Source organism: Nonomuraea sp. NPDC049695, assembly GCF_040674955.1.
Lineage (GTDB): Bacteria > Actinomycetota > Actinomycetes > Streptosporangiales > Streptosporangiaceae > Nonomuraea > Nonomuraea helvata.
The window spans coordinates 16,150-30,239 of sequence record NZ_JBFANV010000064.1; the positions used below are offsets into that span (position 1 = coordinate 16,150).

Below are 14,090 nucleotides of genomic sequence, written 5' to 3' on the forward strand. Positions count from 1 at the left end.
CGTGGCGTGGCCTTCGGGTTCCGAGGAGGGTGGCCGTGGGAACCCCTCGATCAGCGCGAGTCGAGGGAGGAGAGGAACGCCGACTGGATGGCTTCGAGGCGCCGGTGGGTCTCGTGAATATCGAGGGACAGCCGCTCCCCGCCCTGGGCGGCGGCCACCCGCTCCTCCAACTGCCCGCGGGCCGAGAGCTGGGCCGAGCGCACTGCCTCCACGATGGCCTCCGACAGCTCGTCGCTGCCCATCGTGCGCAGCACGCGCGGGTCGAAGCGGACGTCGCGGAGGAGGCCGTCGGCCTCCACGGTGGCCCTGACCTTCCCGTCTGCCGCCAACCCCTGCCCGATGACCTCGTCAAGCCCGTTCATCGCCGCGGCCAGCCTGGACATGGCCTCGTCCGAGCGCCGGGCCAGCTTCTCGAGCTGCTCAGGCGTGACAGCGGCGGGATCGAAGTCGAACATGCCCCGGAGTTGATCAAGTTTTCCTGAACCGGCTTCCAGCGATTGGTTTCGCCTCTCCGAACATCTGGTGAACCCGGCTGATCATGCCCTTCGTCGCGGAAGGATGACCTTCGGTACAGAACAGCAGAAGGAGCCGCGTGTCCACGTCTCAAGAGACAAAAGTCATCACATCCGTGGTCATCGACAACATCAGCGAGCGTTACAGCGACGTCTGGGGTGGCTTCCTGCAGAGCGGAGAGCGCGCCTACGACGTCGACATCGACGACGGATCACTCGGCACGATCATGTCCCGCGTCATCGGCCCGGCTTATGAGACGGCGTGGCGAGGGTTCAGGCAGGCGCTGGACGACGGCTCCATTGCCGCCCACGGCATCTCTGAGGCCCTGTCCACCTGCGCGGCCAACTGGCGTGCGGCCGAGCAGGCCAGCATCGTGGAGTATCGCTGATGGCGGCCTCGCTGCTGCCGGCGATCCGGTCAATCAGGCAGCTCCAGCTCTATGCGGGCGTCCCCATGGTGGCCCTTTCCCTCTTGGAGAGCCTCCAGATGAACGACGACAAGGTCTCGGACGTCGGCAAGATCTGGAAGCAGATGGCCAGGGACCTCGACACTCCCGTCGAGATGCTGGACCGCTTGCCCGAGGAGTCGAGGTGGGGGTGGATCGCCGACGACCAGCGGGAGTTCGCGCGGGTGACCGGCGACATGCACACCGCCACGGAGTCCCTGCGGGACGGGCTCGACCAGGTGGGAGACATCCTCGAAGGCATGGCCGGCGCCATGCGCCTCTTCAAGGGGGCGATGGCGGCCTACTCCTCCATGATGCTCGCCTGCTCCGCGTACGGAGTCGGGATGATGTGCCTGTCCCCCATGGGGGCGGTCCAGGGCCGCCTGTACCTGCGGTGGCTGGCCAACGCCGCGGACAAGGTGGTGTCCGTGATGGCGGGCGCGCTCATCACGTACCTGATGGGCCAGGCGACCATCCTCGCCTACCTGATCACCCAGGGCCAGGAGCTGGGCCGGATGGCCAAGAGCTACGAGGACGGCGGCTGGCCGGCGGCGAGGCTGCGCGACGTCGACTTCTCCACCGCGAAGATCGACAGGTCCGCGTACCCCACCTTCCAGGTTCCGGACCGGGGCGACAAGCTGCCTGACGCGGCGAAGGACTTCGACTGGGTCGCCCCCAGCGAACCCCGCGACTGAGCACGGGCGGTCAGCCGGAGGCGGCCAGGGCGGCGCCGATGATGCCGGCCTCGTTCTGGAGGGCGGCGGGCACCACGGGCGTGTCGATGTGGACGTGCGGCAGGAACTTGTCGGCCTTCTTGCTCGCACCTCCACCGATGACGATCAGCGAGGGCGACAGCAGCATCTCCACGTGCCGGAGGTACTCCTCCACCCGCTCGGCCCACTTCTCCCAGCTGAGGTCGTGCTCCTCCCGCGCCCGCGCCGACGCCCGGTGCTCGGCGTCCTTGCCATGGAGCTCGAGGTGCCCGAGCTCCGTGTTGCGCACGAGCGTCCCGTCGGTGAACAGCGCGCTCCCGATCCCCGTGCCGAACGTCAGCATGAGGACGGTGCCCTGTGTCCCCCGCCCGCGCCCGAAGGTCATCTCGGCCACGCCGGCCGCGTCGGCGTCGTTCAGCACCGTGGCCCCGCCGAAAAGCTTCGCCGCGTCGACGCCGATCCACGAGTGGTCCACATTGGCGGCCGTCAGCACGACGCCGTCCTTGACCACGCCGGGGAACGTGACCCCGACGGGACCGTTCCAGCCGAAATGCTTGATGATCGCCTCTACCGCCTCGGCGACCTCATCGGGCTTGGACGGCTGGGGCGTGGGGATGCGCAAACGCTCCTCGACCAGCTCGCCCGCCTCGATGTCGACCGGCGCGCCCTTGATCCCTGAGCCGCCGATGTCAATGCCCAACACGTTCATGCCAATCCCCTCTGCCCTTCAGGACGGGAAAAATTCCCGGCCTGATATTTCCAGAAGAGTGAACCTGTCTCGCACGCCTCCGCGTATCTCGCGTCACAAGCGCTAACTAGGAGGCAACGGATGCGGCCACGCATCATCACACTCTGCGCTGTTGCGGTCGTTCTGGGAGCGACTCTCACCACTCCCGCACACGCCACCACCAGGAACCGTTTCGACGTCATCAACCTTGTGTCGGATATCAAGGGCAAAGCCCCTGTTACCGACCCCAAGGTCGTCAACCCGTGGGGCCTGGCCATGGGCAAGACTTTGTGGGTCTCGAACACCGGCACCGGCAGCGCCACCGTCTACTCCGGCACGGGCAAGAAGGAGCAGACCGAGGTGGCCATTCCGGGCGGAGCCCCGACCGGCCAGGTGTTCAACCCGGGCGAGGGCTTCACCGTCAAGGGCAAGCCCGCCACGTTCATCTTCTCCAGCCCGAGCGGCGCCATCAGCGGCTGGAACGCGGAGGTCGACCCGGCCAACGCGATCATCGCGGCCTTCACGCGTGGCGCCGACTACAAGGGGCTGGAGCTCGTCGAGACCGACGACGGCGCCTTCCTGCTGGCCGCGGACTTCGCCGGCGGGCGCATCCACGCCTTCGACGAGGATTTCCAGCCCATCCACCTGAAGAGCTGGCAGTTCAGGGACCCGGGCGTCCCCCGGACGTACAAGGCCTACAACGTGGCGGTCGCCAACGGCAGCATCTGGGTGGCCTACGCCCTGCGTGACCAGTCCACCGGCAAGCCCGTCTTCGGCGCCGGCAAGGGCTTCGTGAGCCGTTTCAACGCCGGCGGACGCGTCACCGGCCGCATCTCCCGAGTCGGGCTCAACGCCCCCTGGGGGATCACCGCCGCGCCGAAGGGCTGGGGTCAGTACGCCGGCGCGCTGCTGGTCGGCAACTTCGGCGACGGCACCGTACACGTGTACAAGCACTCGCGGCACCTGGGCGCGTTGCGCACGTCCGACGGCAAGCCGATCGTGCTGCCCGGCCTCTGGGACCTGGAGCCCGGCACGGCCACCACCGGCGGCGAGAACTCCCTGTGGTTCTCCGCAGGCATCGACGGCACCAAGCACGGCCTGATCGGCATCATCGCCCCGCAGGGCACCAAGCCGACGTCCACCGGCACGCCGTCGAGCACCCCGACGAACCACCCGTCGGGCCACCAGTCGAGCGCGCCCAGCAGCTCGCCGTCCTCCCAGAACCCGTACGGCGGGTACTGACCGGCGCTCGCTCGCCGTCGCCCCCAGCCTGGCGAGTGCGCAGCTCGCCTCCACGAGGCTGGGGGCGGCGGTCATACTCGGTGACAAGACTTCGGTACGGTCGGAGTGTGAGCGGAGCGAGCTTCAGCGAGTGGCTCAGGGAGCAGTGCGAGCCCGAGTGGACGGCGGTGGTGACGCACCCGTTCGCCATGGCGATCACGACGGGCGCGGCGGCCGACGAGGACCTGCGGCGCTACCTGGAGCAGGACTTCCAGTTCGTGGACTCGTTCACGGCCTTGCTCGGGGCGGCCGTGGCGAGTGCCGACACGTTCGAGGCGCGGGTGCCGTACGGGAGGTTCCTCGGGCAGGTCGCCACCACCGAGGAGAAGACGTACTTCCACCGGGCGCTGGCCGAGCTGGGCGGGCGGACCGAGGTGCCGCTGGAGCCGGTGACGGCGGCGTTCAGGCGGCTCATGGACGAGGTGCGGGCGTCGCAGGACTACCTGCTGATCGTGGCCGTGCTCTGCGTGGCCGAGTGGTCCTACCTGGGCTGGGCGTCGCGGGCCGGGGAGCCGCTTCCTGAGAGGTTCGTGCACCGCGAGTGGATCGAACTGCACGAGGGCGAGGAGTTCCGCGCGTGGGTGGCCTTCCTGCGCGGCGAGCTCGACCGCCTGGGCGCGGAGCTGGACGGGCCGCGGCGGACGGAGGTGCTCCACGTGTTCCGCCGCGCGGTCGAGCTGGAGCGGGCCTTCTTCGACATGGCTCATCAGTAGGTCAGTACGGCCGCCAGGTCCTCGTACGTCCGGTAGTGGACGCCCGTCATGCCGAGCGCCCTGGCCGCCTCCACGTTGTGCAGCCGGTCGTCCACGAACAGGCAGCGCTCGGGGGCGGCACCGGCGCGCTCGGCCGCGATCTCGTAGATCCGGCGATCGGGCTTGGCCACGCCCACTTTCGCGCTGCTCACCACGTCGTCCGCGAAGTACGTGAGCCCCAGCAGGTCGAGCTGCTCCTCCAGCCGGTCCATGGCGTTGGTCACGATCACCACCGGCACGTGCTGCTGCGCCTTGGCCAGCAGCGCCCTGACCTCCTCGTCCACCCAGTACCTGATCTGCGCGAACTCGGTGACCGCCTGGCGGGCGCGCTCGTCGCCGCCCAGCGCGGCCACGATGGACTCGAACCACTGATCCTCGGTGACCTGGCCGAGCGTGGGAGGCATGATCAGCTCGGGGTCGAGGGCCGTCTTCATGAGCGGGAGACCGTAACGGGCCTCGATGTCCGCCTGGGCCGCGTGGTCGAAGTGGCGGAGCACTCCATCGAGATCACACAGAACCGCGTCAAAGGGGATCACAGCCCCTCATTGTGACAGCGATCCGCTTTTCGCGCGCCACCAAAGGTGCCGGGGCGACCGGCGGCACTACCATCTCCGAGACAGGATTCGGTATCGGAACGGTAGGGCATGAACGATCACCGGCTGCCACCCGAGCTGGGCCGGCTGTTCGCCGACGGCGGCGGGGGGCGCAGGCTGCCTGTAGCGCTGCCGCCGGGGGACGTGGTCTGGCCCGATCCCGGCTACACCGGGCAGGGCGAGGCGGCCAGGCCGGCGTTCTGGATGAGCGAGGAGGCCGTGAGCGGCGAGGACTGGGCGCGGGTGCGCGAGTGGCACCCGCACAGCGGCCTGTGGCCGGTGCTGCTGGACGAGTCGGCGCAGCCCTGGGGGATCGGGCAGATCGTGCCGGACGATCCACGCCAGATCGGCCACTTCACCGCCGAGGGGTTCATGACCGAGGTGTGGCAGGAGTGGGTGGCCCAGATGCCGCAGGGCGCGCTGGACGAGTTGGAGCCGTACGGGGCGATCTGCCCAGGTCCTGCTCCGCCCGGCGTGCTCAAGGCCGATCCCGAGGCGGTCGCCGACTGGCTCGCGCGGGAGCTGTCCGTCAAGGGGATGCCGCTGGGCCTGGTCGCCGCGCCGCGGGGCGCCGACGCGCTGGCCGTGATGGGCTGGCAGGGCGCGCTGCACCACAACGAGTGGATGGTTCCGATGGCGGCGGTGGTGCGCAGCTGGGAGGAGCGGTTCGGGGCGCGGGTGGTGAGCGTCGGGTTCAACACGCTGGACCTGAGCGTGGCCGCGCCGCCTGACGACCCGGAGCACGCGTTACACGTGGCCGCGGAGCACTGGACGTTCTGCCCGGACAACATCGTCCAGGGACCCGGCGACCTGGAGGGCTACGCCGAGCAGATCATCGGCGAGCACGCCTGGTCGTTCTGGTGGGACTGAACCCCGGCTCCCCGGCCGCCCACGCCCCTCTCCCCTGGGGGAAAGGGGGTGGGCCGTCGCTCACGGGAGGTGGGCCACGGCGCCGTACGTCCCCGAGGAGCTCGGCTGATCGGCGCAGGCGGTGTCGAGGCCGTCCGGCCGCCATTCCGGGACCCACACCAGTCCCGGATCTACCAGCACCAGACCTTCGAGCAACGCCGCCACCTCCTCCCTGGTCCTGATCGCGTGACCGGGCAGCGTCATCGCCAGCAGGTCGTGAACGGCCGGCAGCAGCTCCGGTGGCATCGCGTCGAACGTGGTCTGCAGCAGCGACAGGTAGCTCCTTTCCGGCACCACCTGCCGGATCCGCTTGATCACGTAGTGGAAGTACTCGTCGTCGTTCAGGCTGTGGGTCGACAGCAGCAGCACGGCCATGGGCCGGTCCCAGTCGAGGAACGTCTGCATGACCCGGTCGTCGAGGATGTCGTCGATCTCGCGCACGTCGCCCTCTACGACGCGTACGAGATCGGTGACGGGCTCGATCGTCGCCCGGGCTCCGGCCAGCACCATCGGGTCGTTCTCCACGTAGACCACACGGGGGACCGCGGCGCCCGAAGCGTCACGGGCCACGTCGTGCAACTGTGTGCCCGCCGGCAGGCCGCTGGGCACGCCACTCCCGACGATCACGAACTGGTCCACGCCCGCTGTCGCGAGATGACGTACCACACGGCATAAATAGTCCAGCACGGCCCGTGCGGCCGTCGTCACGATCGGAGCGGCCTGATCGTAGCGGCGCACCGTGTCTCTGTCCGCCGCGAAATTGTTCTTTCCACCCGTGGCGGCGTCGAGAACCCGGGTGATCCTAGCTTGGGTCATCTCCAGCTTCGCCAGGTTTCGGATGGCACGCTGACGCATTGAGTGTTGCCCCTTTCCCCTCGCCCACTATCTCGGGAAAAGCTGATCCTTTCGGACCCCACACTCGATGACCCAGACCATATGATCCCCCTTCGGGGACAGATGACAACCGGAAAAGCCATTAGTTTTCGGTATATGTGGCTAACCCTCACCCGTGAATAATGATCTCTCATTCGGGAAAGAGATCATTTTCCGAGTGAACGCGAAAGCCGTTCGCGATGGAAATTCAGGACCTCGAAGGTCTCCTCGCGCGTGGTCGTCGTGACCGACAGCTTCGTGAAAGCCTGGTGGTACGCCTCCACCGCGGCCGTGTCGGCGACGATCTCGTCCGACTCGATGCCGTGCGCGCACGCGATGTCCGGCTCGAAAGCCTCGGCGAAGCGCCACAGCGTGAACGGGCCGGTGCGCGGCACGTAGGCCGGCTCCTCCATCGGCACCACGTGCAGCGAGACGTTGGGGCGCTTGGCGTGGTCGAGGAGCTGCTCGATCTGGCGGAGCTGGACGTGCGGCCCGACGATCGAGCGTGCCAGCACGCTCTCGTCGATCACCGCCCACACCACGATGCCGCTGTCGCCGGCCACAGCCTCCTGGCGGGCCAGCACGAGGGCGAGCGCCTCGTCGACCGTCTGCTGCCCGAGCGTCGCCGGCCCGGCCGCGGTGATGGCGGCCCTGGCGTACTCCTCGGTCTGCAGCAGCGGCGGGACGAACTGGGGCTGGTACGTGCGGATCACGGTGGCCCGCTGCTCCAGCGCGTACGTGGCGGCCAGCCAGACGGGCACCGACTGCGCGTCGTACCAGGCGGACTCGCGCTCGCCCCTGGCCAGCGAGAGCACGTATTCGCGGATGGGCGGCGCGGCGACGCCGTAGAGGGTGAGCAGGCGCTCGACGGAGATGGGGGCGGGGGCGATCCTGCCCTGCTCGACGGCCGCGATCGCGGCGGTCCCCCGGCCGATGGCGGTCTCCACCTGCTCGACCGAGAGGTCGGCGGCCAGGCGCAGGCCGTGCAGCCGCTTGCCGAGCGCCCGGCGCTGCGGCCCGCTCAGCGGCGCGGCCGCGTCGGGGATGTCGGAGGCGGCGGCGGGCCCGGACTCCTCGGACAGGCCCTCGGCCTTGCGCGCCAGCTCGACGACGCCGCGCAGGACGGTCAGCGAGCTTTCGGACAGCCCTGAGGCGTTCAGGCCGACGGCGGCCGCGCGCAGCTGGAGGTCCTCGACGGAGCCGGACTCCAGGTAGTCGTCACCGACCAGCCAGCCGACACTCACCTGGAGGCAAGAGGCCAGGGCCCTGAGCACCTGGAGCGTCGGGTTGGTCTGCTTGCCGGTGCGCAGCTGGCTGACGTAGGCGCGGGTGATGGGGATGCCCGCCTCCGTCAGGGCGGAGGCAACCTGCGCGCCGGTGAAGCCGCGCTTGGTCAGCGCGAGATCGAGCCGCTCGGCGAAGTTCGCCACGGCACACCTCCTACCGCCCGTGAACTTTTCCAGCGTAAGGGACGCGGGCCGCACTGTCCCCTGCCATGCGGGCCAGCTCTGTCCCGCGCGTAGGTATCAACTTATTCGCAAACTGTCAGTTGACATAGCCCCGTGTATAAGCGGACTATCGGAGCGCGTGGTAACTGAGGCTTAACAGCCAGACGGGGAGGAGGTGACCGGACATGACCGCGGAATCCTTGTTCCAGGAAGGTCCGGCCTCCACCGGCCAGGAGCAGGTGGTCCAGCGGATCTGCGTGCGCGTGGCGGGGCCGGTGGTGGGAGCCGGCGTGCACGTCGCGAGCCTGCCGCTGGGCGGGCTCGAGGTATGGCTGGACAGCCCCCGCCACCGTTGGCGCTTCCATCACCGGATGGCCCGCGAGCTGCGGCTGGCCGGATGGCACACGGAGACGGGATCTGATCGGCTGGTGCTGCTCGGGTGGAGTGCGGTCTGCCTGAGCCATCGGGCCAGGATGCTGAGCGCGGCCCTGGCCGGACGGCTGGCCGACTTCGACAAGACGGCGTTCATGGCCGTCATGATCGCCACCCGGCTGCGCCACGAGAGGTTCTCCGTCGAGGACCTTCCCGCCGAGGTGGAAGCTCGCTGCGGCGACGCGCTGCGCTGGCCCGCCCGGCTGGCCGATCTCGACGGCCTCGAACGCCGGTCGTCGCTGGAGCCGCTGAGGCTCAGGCTGGCCCAGGTGGCCGGGCTGGAGGCCAAGGTGAGCCGTCGCTGCGGCGAGCATCTCGCGCTCGCCTCCAAAGTCGCGCGCACGGTGGCCGGTGGTGCGGTGCCGGCCAGGTCGCGCGCGCGTTCGTCGACATCGTCCTCACCAGGGGCCGGACTGACGGAGCGCATGGTCTGCGTCAGCGTCCCCAACGTGAGCAGAAGGGCATCGGTGTCGTCATGATGTTGCCCGCCTCGCTCGCGCTGCCGCTCGGCGCGCCGCCCACCGGCCGCAGGCCCTGGGGCGTCGCGTTCCGGTGCGCGTGCGGCGTGGCGGGAATGCCGGCGCTGCCATCAGGCGGCGGGCGGCCGCCGGCCGAGCACGGCCGGCCCGCCCTTGCCGCGGGACCGATGGCCGCGCGTGTGCGGCTGGCCCCGGCGCTTCCCCACCCCCCCGGCACCGTGCGGCACGTGCCCGACTTAGTCGGCGCGGTGTTGTCGGCCAGCGCGGTAGCGGCTGGCGTGCTGGCCGACTCGAGGGGTTGCGCCTGGGGCTGGCTTTCTCAGCGTCCGCCGGGCCGGGTGGTCGCGTTCGCGGTGCTGCTCGCGGGGTCGTTCGCGACCTCGTGGCGGTGTCGCGGCGACGCGATCGACCTGTGCTTGCGGCGGCGGCGCGGTGTCCCATGGGCGGCGGGCGCGATCTGCCTGCCCGGCGCGGCCTCATTCGCCGTGCTCGCCATGGGGCCGCCTTATGTGGAGACGGCCGGGCTGCTGACAGCCATGATCGCGGCGATTCCGGCGGCCCTGGTGGCCGCCCGCCGCGCCGGGCTCGTCCGGGCCGGCCACTGCGGAGGCGTCGCTCTGGGCGGAGGAGCGATGCTGGGTGGGGCGATCAGCGTGGTGGGCGCCATGGTGCTGATCGACCGGCCGTTCTTGGAGGTGCCCGTGACCGGGCACGCCTCCGTTCTGGTGGCCGTTCTCCTGGCCGCCGTTCTGCTCGCCGCCGCGGCGCTGGTGCGGGTCGCCGGGGCGTCGGGCCATGAGACCGAACCTCGATCTCAACGTGCGGCGGAGGAGGAGCCGGCGGGGCATCGCCGGCTCCTCGCCGAGCCGCGTCAACCCGCGATGAACAGGAGCCGTCATGCTCGCCGATGAGCTGCACAGGTCACAACCGCACGAGTTTCACGCGCGAGGGGCGCGGCACGCGCCACCGCCGTCCTGGGGCGAGGACCAGGACGACACCCCGCCGCCGGCACCGGCGCGCACCGTGCACCGGCTGCGCCGCATCCGGCAGGTGTCCGTCGAGGCCATCACCGAGATCGACCAGGCACTGCGGCACCGCGCTTCCTGAACACCCAGCCTTCCCGCACAGGAGGAGAACCCATATGCGCACCGTCCTCGCCCGGAGTATCCGGTGAGCCGCGGGAGGGTGGGCGTGATCGTGGCGCCCGCGAACCCCTCGGCGGAGCCGGAGCTGACCCGCCTGCTCGGGTCGCGCGCCGACATGCACGTCACGCGCTTCCCGGTACGTCCCGGGTCCCTGGCCGAACGGCTGGAGAGCTACAACGAGGCCCTGCCCTCCATGGTCTACGCGTTCGACGGCCTGCCGCTGAGCGCGATGGTCATGGCCTGCAGCGAGCCCCGCTACCTGCTCGCCCCCGACGAGGACCGCGAGCAGTGCGCCGAGCTGACGGCCGCGACCGGGGTGCCGTTCGCCTCGTCCACGCAGGCCACGCGCGAGGCCATGGAGCACGCCGAGGTGAGCGACATCGTGCTGGTCTCGCCGTACCAGCCGTGGCTGACGGAGCTGGCCGAGCGGTTCTGGAAGTCGGCCGGGCTCAACGTCACCCAGGTCGTCCAGGTACGCGCGAAGAACGGCTACTCCTCGTACGCGGTCACTCCCCCCGAGCTGATCAGCCAGGTCGAGCTGGCGGAGCTGCCCGGTGACGCGGCGCTGCTGTTCACCGGCACCGGCCTGGCCACGCTGCCCGTGCTCGCGCGGCTCAGCGCCGGCAACGACCGGATCCTGCTGACCTCCAACCTCTGCACGGCGTGGTGGGCCCTGTCCAGGGCCATCGGGCAGCACGTGACGCTCGGCCGCGTGCCGCACCGCCGGTACATGGGAGGCGCGGCATGAGCGGCGTCATCGTGGTGGGAGCGGGACCCGCGGGGCTCACCGCGGCGCTCTCGCTGGCCCGGGCGGGAGTCCCGGTCACCGTGCTGGAGCGCGGGACCGAGCTCAGCACGCAGACCAGGGCCTGCACGTTCCACCCGGCCACGCTCGACCTGCTCGACGACCTCGGCGTGGCCTCCCAGCTCGTCGCCAAGGGCCGCGTCGTGGACCGCGTGCAGTGGCGCGACCGGTCCGGGATCGTGCTGGCCGAGATGGGCATGAACCGGCTCAACGGCCTGACCAGGCATCCGTTCAGGATCCACGCCGACCAGGCCTCGCTGACCCCGCTGCTGCTCGCCGCCCTGAGCGTCTACCCGGACGTGGACGTGCGGTTCGGCACCCACGTGGACGGCGTGGCGGAAGGCGGCACAGGGATCCGGGTCCGCGTCGGCCACACCTGGACGCGGGCCCGGTACATGATCGCCGCCGACGGCGCGCACAGCACGGTGCGCGGCTCGCTGGGGCTGCCGTTCCCCAGGTCCGCCTATCCGACGCAGGCGCTGCGGGTGTTCACCGACTCGCCGCTGGACCGGCTGCTGCCGAGCCTGGCGCCGCTGACGTACGTGCGGGACGTGCAGCAGTCGTGCACCCTGCTCGGGCTGCCGGACCACTGGCGGATCATCTTCAAGATCCCCTGCGACGCGCACGAGCCGCTGTCGCCCGCCAACCTGTCCCTGCTGGTCCGCCGGGCCCTGCCGGGGGCGAGCGGGCCGATCCACGTGACGGGCGCCGACCGGTTCGGGCTGTCCAGGGGCGTGCTGACGTCGTACCGGTGCGGCCGGGTGCTGTTCGTGGGCGACGCCGCGCACCTGACCTCCACGGTCGGCGGGCTCAACATGAACGCGGGCATCCACGACGCCGCCGAGGTGGGCCAGGTGATCTCGGCCGTGATCGGCGGCTTCGCCCCGCCCGCCGCGCTGGAGGCGTGGGCCTGGCGGCGCCGCTCGGTGCTGCTGCAACGCGTGGTCCCGCGCGGCGAGACCCGGCTGGCGGGTGTGCGGGAGCACGACAGCGCCAGGCTGGCGGCGGCCATGGCCGGGCTGCGGGCCATCGCCGGCGACCCGGACGCGACCCGCGCCTACCTGGCGCAGGCCTCGCTCCTGGACACCGTGCCAGGCAAACCCCTGGCCACCGTGCCGGGGAAGAGCTGACGACGACCCGTGGAGGAGGTGGCGCCGGATGTGGCGAACCCTGTCTGACGACGCTCGCCAGGCCATTCGGGACCTGTGCGACAAGCACGGAGCCCGCCTCTACGACTACTGCCGCACAGAGCTCGCCGCGGACGACGCCGAGCAGGCGGTGGCCGGCGCGGTACTGACGGCGCACCTGTACGCCGACCGCGTGGTCGATCCGGCGCTGCGGCGGCCCTGGCTGTACGCGGTGGCCCGCGCGCACCGGGCGATCGTGGCGGGGCCGGCGAGCATCGGCTCGTGGTCGCGGCCCGGCCGGATGTCGGAGCTGCTGCCCGAGGCGCTGCTCTCCCTGGACCGCTCGCAGCGCGAGCTGCTCGACCTGTCCCTGCGGCACGGCCTGGCCGATCCGGAGCTGGCCGTGATCTTCGAGCTCCGCGAGGACGAGGTGCGGGCCGTCGTCACCCGGGCGGCCGCCTCCCTGGAGGAGTGGTTCGCCGCGATCATCGCCGCGCGGGGGCACGACGGGTGCCCCGACCTGACGGCGCGGGTGTCGGAGTGGGTAGCTGCGCCCGGCCGGCGGGCCAGGGCCAGGATCAGCCGTCACATCCAGTCCTGTGCGACCTGCCGGGCCGCGCCCAGGACCGTGTCGGCGGCGGCGCTGCTGCGCCGGCTGCCGATCACCACGCTGCCCGGCACGCTTCCCAACCGGCTGGCGTTGGCGCAGCCGTTGCCCGGCGAGGGGCCACTTTGGCGGGCTGACGGCTTCCCGGTGCAGGCTCGCACACTGGTGGAGACCGGTCCTTCCCCGGCTCCCCCGGTCGCCGACGCCACGCCGCAAGTCCCGGTCGCCGACCCCACGACGGCGACCTCGGGAAAGCCCTGGTCGGCGGCGGGCGCGGCTGCCGCCGACCAGGAGCCTCCCGCAGCCCCGCTCAGTGGGCACGCCGTGCGCGGACGGCATCCGTTCACGCCGCCGAGCCGCACCCGGGCCTTCCGCGGCGGAGCCAACGGCGACAAGCTCGTCTACAGCGCCGTCGTCAAGGGCTCGAGCAACGGGCACAGCCACGAGCACAGCGGCGGGCCCAGCGACGGGCCCAGCGACGGGCCCAGCGGCGGGCAGAGCCACGGGGCCATCATCCGGTACGGCGGGATCACCATGAACGGTGATCTGGTCGAGCTGCGCGACGCCCATGTGCAGGAGTTCTGGCGGGAGCGGCCGGACGACGACGACCCGGAGGCCGGGCCGCCGATCAGGGCCGTGGCCAGGCTCGGGCTCGTCATGGGCGTGGGCCTGCTGGTGGCGGGGCTGGTCTGGGCCGTCGTGAACGCCCAGCGGCATCCCGCGACGCTCACCAAGGCCGCCGCGCAGACGGGCGTGCTGGAGGAGCCCCGTGTGAACGGCACGCCCTGGGTGGCCGAGGTCGTCCCGGTCGGGGGGTCGGGGCTGACGAGCACGGCCAGGAAGGCCGAGTTGCCCAGGCCCGCGCCGCCGGTGGCGCGGCTGACGCCGTCGTCGGTGTCGCTGGGCTCGGGGCGTACCGGAACGTTCTCGCTGTCGTGCACGGGGAACTGCGCGATCACCTCGGCCACCGGCACGAACGGCATCGCCGTCTCCGGAACCGCCTTCACGGTGCGCGCGCCGCTCTCCCAGCGCGGCTGCTCGGCGCGGCCGGCCGTGCAACAGGGCAGGATCACCGTACGGTGGGCGGGCAGGACCACGGGCGACGGCAAGACCACCGGCGGCACGACCGCCGGGCGCGGCACCCTGACCATGCGCGTGACCTGGACGGTCGCCGGCAAGAACGGCGTGCCGATGCTCGACAGGGAGCGCGGCGTCGTCTATTGCAAGTGAGGGCCCCAGGC

Annotated in this window: 16 protein-coding genes; 11 read left to right on the top strand and 5 right to left on the bottom strand. The window is 71.0% G+C overall.

Translation table 11 applies throughout. The annotated features are described in order from the left end of the window. Nucleotides 1-50: 50 nt before the first annotated feature. Complete coding sequence (locus tag AB0J64_RS39305) at nt 51-455, bottom strand: YbaB/EbfC family nucleoid-associated protein (protein WP_364039204.1); 405 nt, start codon at nt 453-455, stop codon at nt 51-53. 137 nt (nt 456-592) lie between these two features. On the opposite strand from AB0J64_RS39305, the gene AB0J64_RS39310 reads away from it, so the two are divergent. Next, nucleotides 593-901 carry a hypothetical protein gene (locus AB0J64_RS39310; RefSeq protein ID WP_364039207.1) on the top strand — a complete coding sequence of 103 codons (309 nt, stop codon included), beginning with the start codon at nt 593-595 and terminating at the stop codon, nt 899-901. Continuing rightward, nucleotides 901-1,653 carry a hypothetical protein gene (locus AB0J64_RS39315; protein WP_364039210.1) on the top strand — a complete coding sequence of 251 codons (753 nt, stop codon included), beginning with the start codon at nt 901-903 and terminating at the stop codon, nt 1,651-1,653. Before AB0J64_RS39310 ends, AB0J64_RS39315 begins: the two co-directional genes overlap by 1 nt. 10 nt (nt 1,654-1,663) lie before the next feature. On the opposite strand, the gene ppgK is transcribed toward AB0J64_RS39315, so the two are convergent. Continuing rightward, the gene (gene ppgK, locus AB0J64_RS39320) at nt 1,664-2,380 is read right to left on the bottom strand and encodes a polyphosphate--glucose phosphotransferase (protein WP_364039213.1); all 717 of its coding nucleotides are present in this window, start codon (nt 2,378-2,380) and stop codon (nt 1,664-1,666) included. Between the two features lie 120 nt (nt 2,381-2,500). Between ppgK and AB0J64_RS39325 the strand changes: the two genes are divergently transcribed. Next, entirely contained in the window at nt 2,501-3,640 is a 1,140-nt protein-coding gene (locus tag AB0J64_RS39325; RefSeq protein ID WP_364039216.1) for a TIGR03118 family protein, read from the top strand. 107 nt (nt 3,641-3,747) lie between these two features. After that, nucleotides 3,748-4,392 carry a TenA family protein gene (locus tag AB0J64_RS39330; RefSeq protein ID WP_364039219.1) on the top strand — a complete coding sequence of 215 codons (645 nt, stop codon included), beginning with the start codon at nt 3,748-3,750 and terminating at the stop codon, nt 4,390-4,392. Here the strand turns inward: AB0J64_RS39330 and AB0J64_RS39335 are convergent. Further along, nucleotides 4,386-4,967, bottom strand: coding sequence for an HAD-IA family hydrolase (locus AB0J64_RS39335; protein ID WP_364039222.1), 582 nt, complete (start codon nt 4,965-4,967; stop codon nt 4,386-4,388). The two genes, AB0J64_RS39330 and AB0J64_RS39335, sit on opposite strands and share 7 nt — an antisense overlap. 108 nt (nt 4,968-5,075) lie before the next feature. Between AB0J64_RS39335 and AB0J64_RS39340 the strand changes: the two genes are divergently transcribed. Then, nucleotides 5,076-5,894, top strand: coding sequence for a DUF4253 domain-containing protein (locus AB0J64_RS39340; RefSeq protein ID WP_364039225.1), 819 nt, complete (start codon nt 5,076-5,078; stop codon nt 5,892-5,894). Between the two features lie 60 nt (nt 5,895-5,954). Here AB0J64_RS39340 and AB0J64_RS39345 read toward each other — a convergent pair whose 3' ends face one another. After that, nucleotides 5,955-6,749 (bottom strand): SAM-dependent methyltransferase, encoded by a 795-nt coding sequence (locus AB0J64_RS39345; protein WP_364039228.1) that lies wholly within the window; start codon nt 6,747-6,749, stop codon nt 5,955-5,957. A gap of 224 nt (nt 6,750-6,973) precedes the next feature. Next, on the bottom strand, nt 6,974-8,236 hold the full coding sequence (locus AB0J64_RS39350; protein WP_364039231.1) for a Scr1 family TA system antitoxin-like transcriptional regulator: 1,263 nt from the start codon (nt 8,234-8,236) through the stop codon (nt 6,974-6,976). Between the two features lie 203 nt (nt 8,237-8,439). On the opposite strand from AB0J64_RS39350, the gene AB0J64_RS39355 reads away from it, so the two are divergent. The 6 genes from AB0J64_RS39355 to AB0J64_RS39380 all read left to right on the top strand — a co-directional run bounded on the left by AB0J64_RS39355 (nt 8,440) and on the right by AB0J64_RS39380 (nt 14,079). Beyond that, nucleotides 8,440-9,165, top strand: coding sequence for a hypothetical protein (locus AB0J64_RS39355; protein ID WP_364039234.1), 726 nt, complete (start codon nt 8,440-8,442; stop codon nt 9,163-9,165). Then, nucleotides 9,162-10,076 (top strand): hypothetical protein, encoded by a 915-nt coding sequence (locus tag AB0J64_RS39360; RefSeq protein WP_364039237.1) that lies wholly within the window; start codon nt 9,162-9,164, stop codon nt 10,074-10,076. Before AB0J64_RS39355 ends, AB0J64_RS39360 begins: the two co-directional genes overlap by 4 nt. Then, nucleotides 10,063-10,272 (top strand): hypothetical protein, encoded by a 210-nt coding sequence (locus AB0J64_RS39365; protein ID WP_364039240.1) that lies wholly within the window; start codon nt 10,063-10,065, stop codon nt 10,270-10,272. Before AB0J64_RS39360 ends, AB0J64_RS39365 begins: the two co-directional genes overlap by 14 nt. Before the next feature lie 63 nt (nt 10,273-10,335). Next, entirely contained in the window at nt 10,336-11,058 is a 723-nt protein-coding gene (locus tag AB0J64_RS39370) for a hypothetical protein (protein ID WP_364039243.1), read from the top strand. After that, entirely contained in the window at nt 11,055-12,245 is a 1,191-nt protein-coding gene (locus AB0J64_RS39375; RefSeq protein ID WP_364039246.1) for an FAD-dependent oxidoreductase, read from the top strand. Before AB0J64_RS39370 ends, AB0J64_RS39375 begins: the two co-directional genes overlap by 4 nt. 28 nt (nt 12,246-12,273) lie before the next feature. Next, a complete protein-coding gene (locus tag AB0J64_RS39380; RefSeq protein WP_364039249.1) occupies nt 12,274-14,079 on the top strand; it encodes a hypothetical protein in 1,806 nt (601 codons plus the stop codon). The last annotated feature ends 11 nt before the right edge of the window (nt 14,080-14,090 follow it).

Excerpts from the sequence above, each read along its gene's own strand:
- AB0J64_RS39305 (WP_364039204.1), bottom strand. The coding sequence starts at position 455 with ATGTTCGACTTCGATCCCGCCGCTGTCACGCCTGAGCAGCTCGAGAAG.
- AB0J64_RS39315 (WP_364039210.1), top strand. The coding sequence starts at position 901 with ATGGCGGCCTCGCTGCTGCCGGCGATCCGGTCAATCAGGCAGCTCCAG.
- ppgK (WP_364039213.1), bottom strand. The coding sequence starts at position 2,380 with ATGAACGTGTTGGGCATTGACATCGGCGGCTCAGGGATCAAGGGCGCG.
- AB0J64_RS39325 (WP_364039216.1), top strand. The coding sequence starts at position 2,501 with ATGCGGCCACGCATCATCACACTCTGCGCTGTTGCGGTCGTTCTGGGA.
- AB0J64_RS39340 (WP_364039225.1), top strand. The coding sequence starts at position 5,076 with ATGAACGATCACCGGCTGCCACCCGAGCTGGGCCGGCTGTTCGCCGAC.
- AB0J64_RS39345 (WP_364039228.1), bottom strand. The coding sequence starts at position 6,749 with ATGACCCAAGCTAGGATCACCCGGGTTCTCGACGCCGCCACGGGTGGA.
- AB0J64_RS39355 (WP_364039234.1), top strand. The coding sequence starts at position 8,440 with ATGACCGCGGAATCCTTGTTCCAGGAAGGTCCGGCCTCCACCGGCCAG.
- AB0J64_RS39360 (WP_364039237.1), top strand. The coding sequence starts at position 9,162 with ATGATGTTGCCCGCCTCGCTCGCGCTGCCGCTCGGCGCGCCGCCCACC.
- AB0J64_RS39365 (WP_364039240.1), top strand. The coding sequence starts at position 10,063 with ATGCTCGCCGATGAGCTGCACAGGTCACAACCGCACGAGTTTCACGCG.
- AB0J64_RS39375 (WP_364039246.1), top strand. The coding sequence starts at position 11,055 with ATGAGCGGCGTCATCGTGGTGGGAGCGGGACCCGCGGGGCTCACCGCG.
- AB0J64_RS39380 (WP_364039249.1), top strand. The coding sequence starts at position 12,274 with ATGTGGCGAACCCTGTCTGACGACGCTCGCCAGGCCATTCGGGACCTG.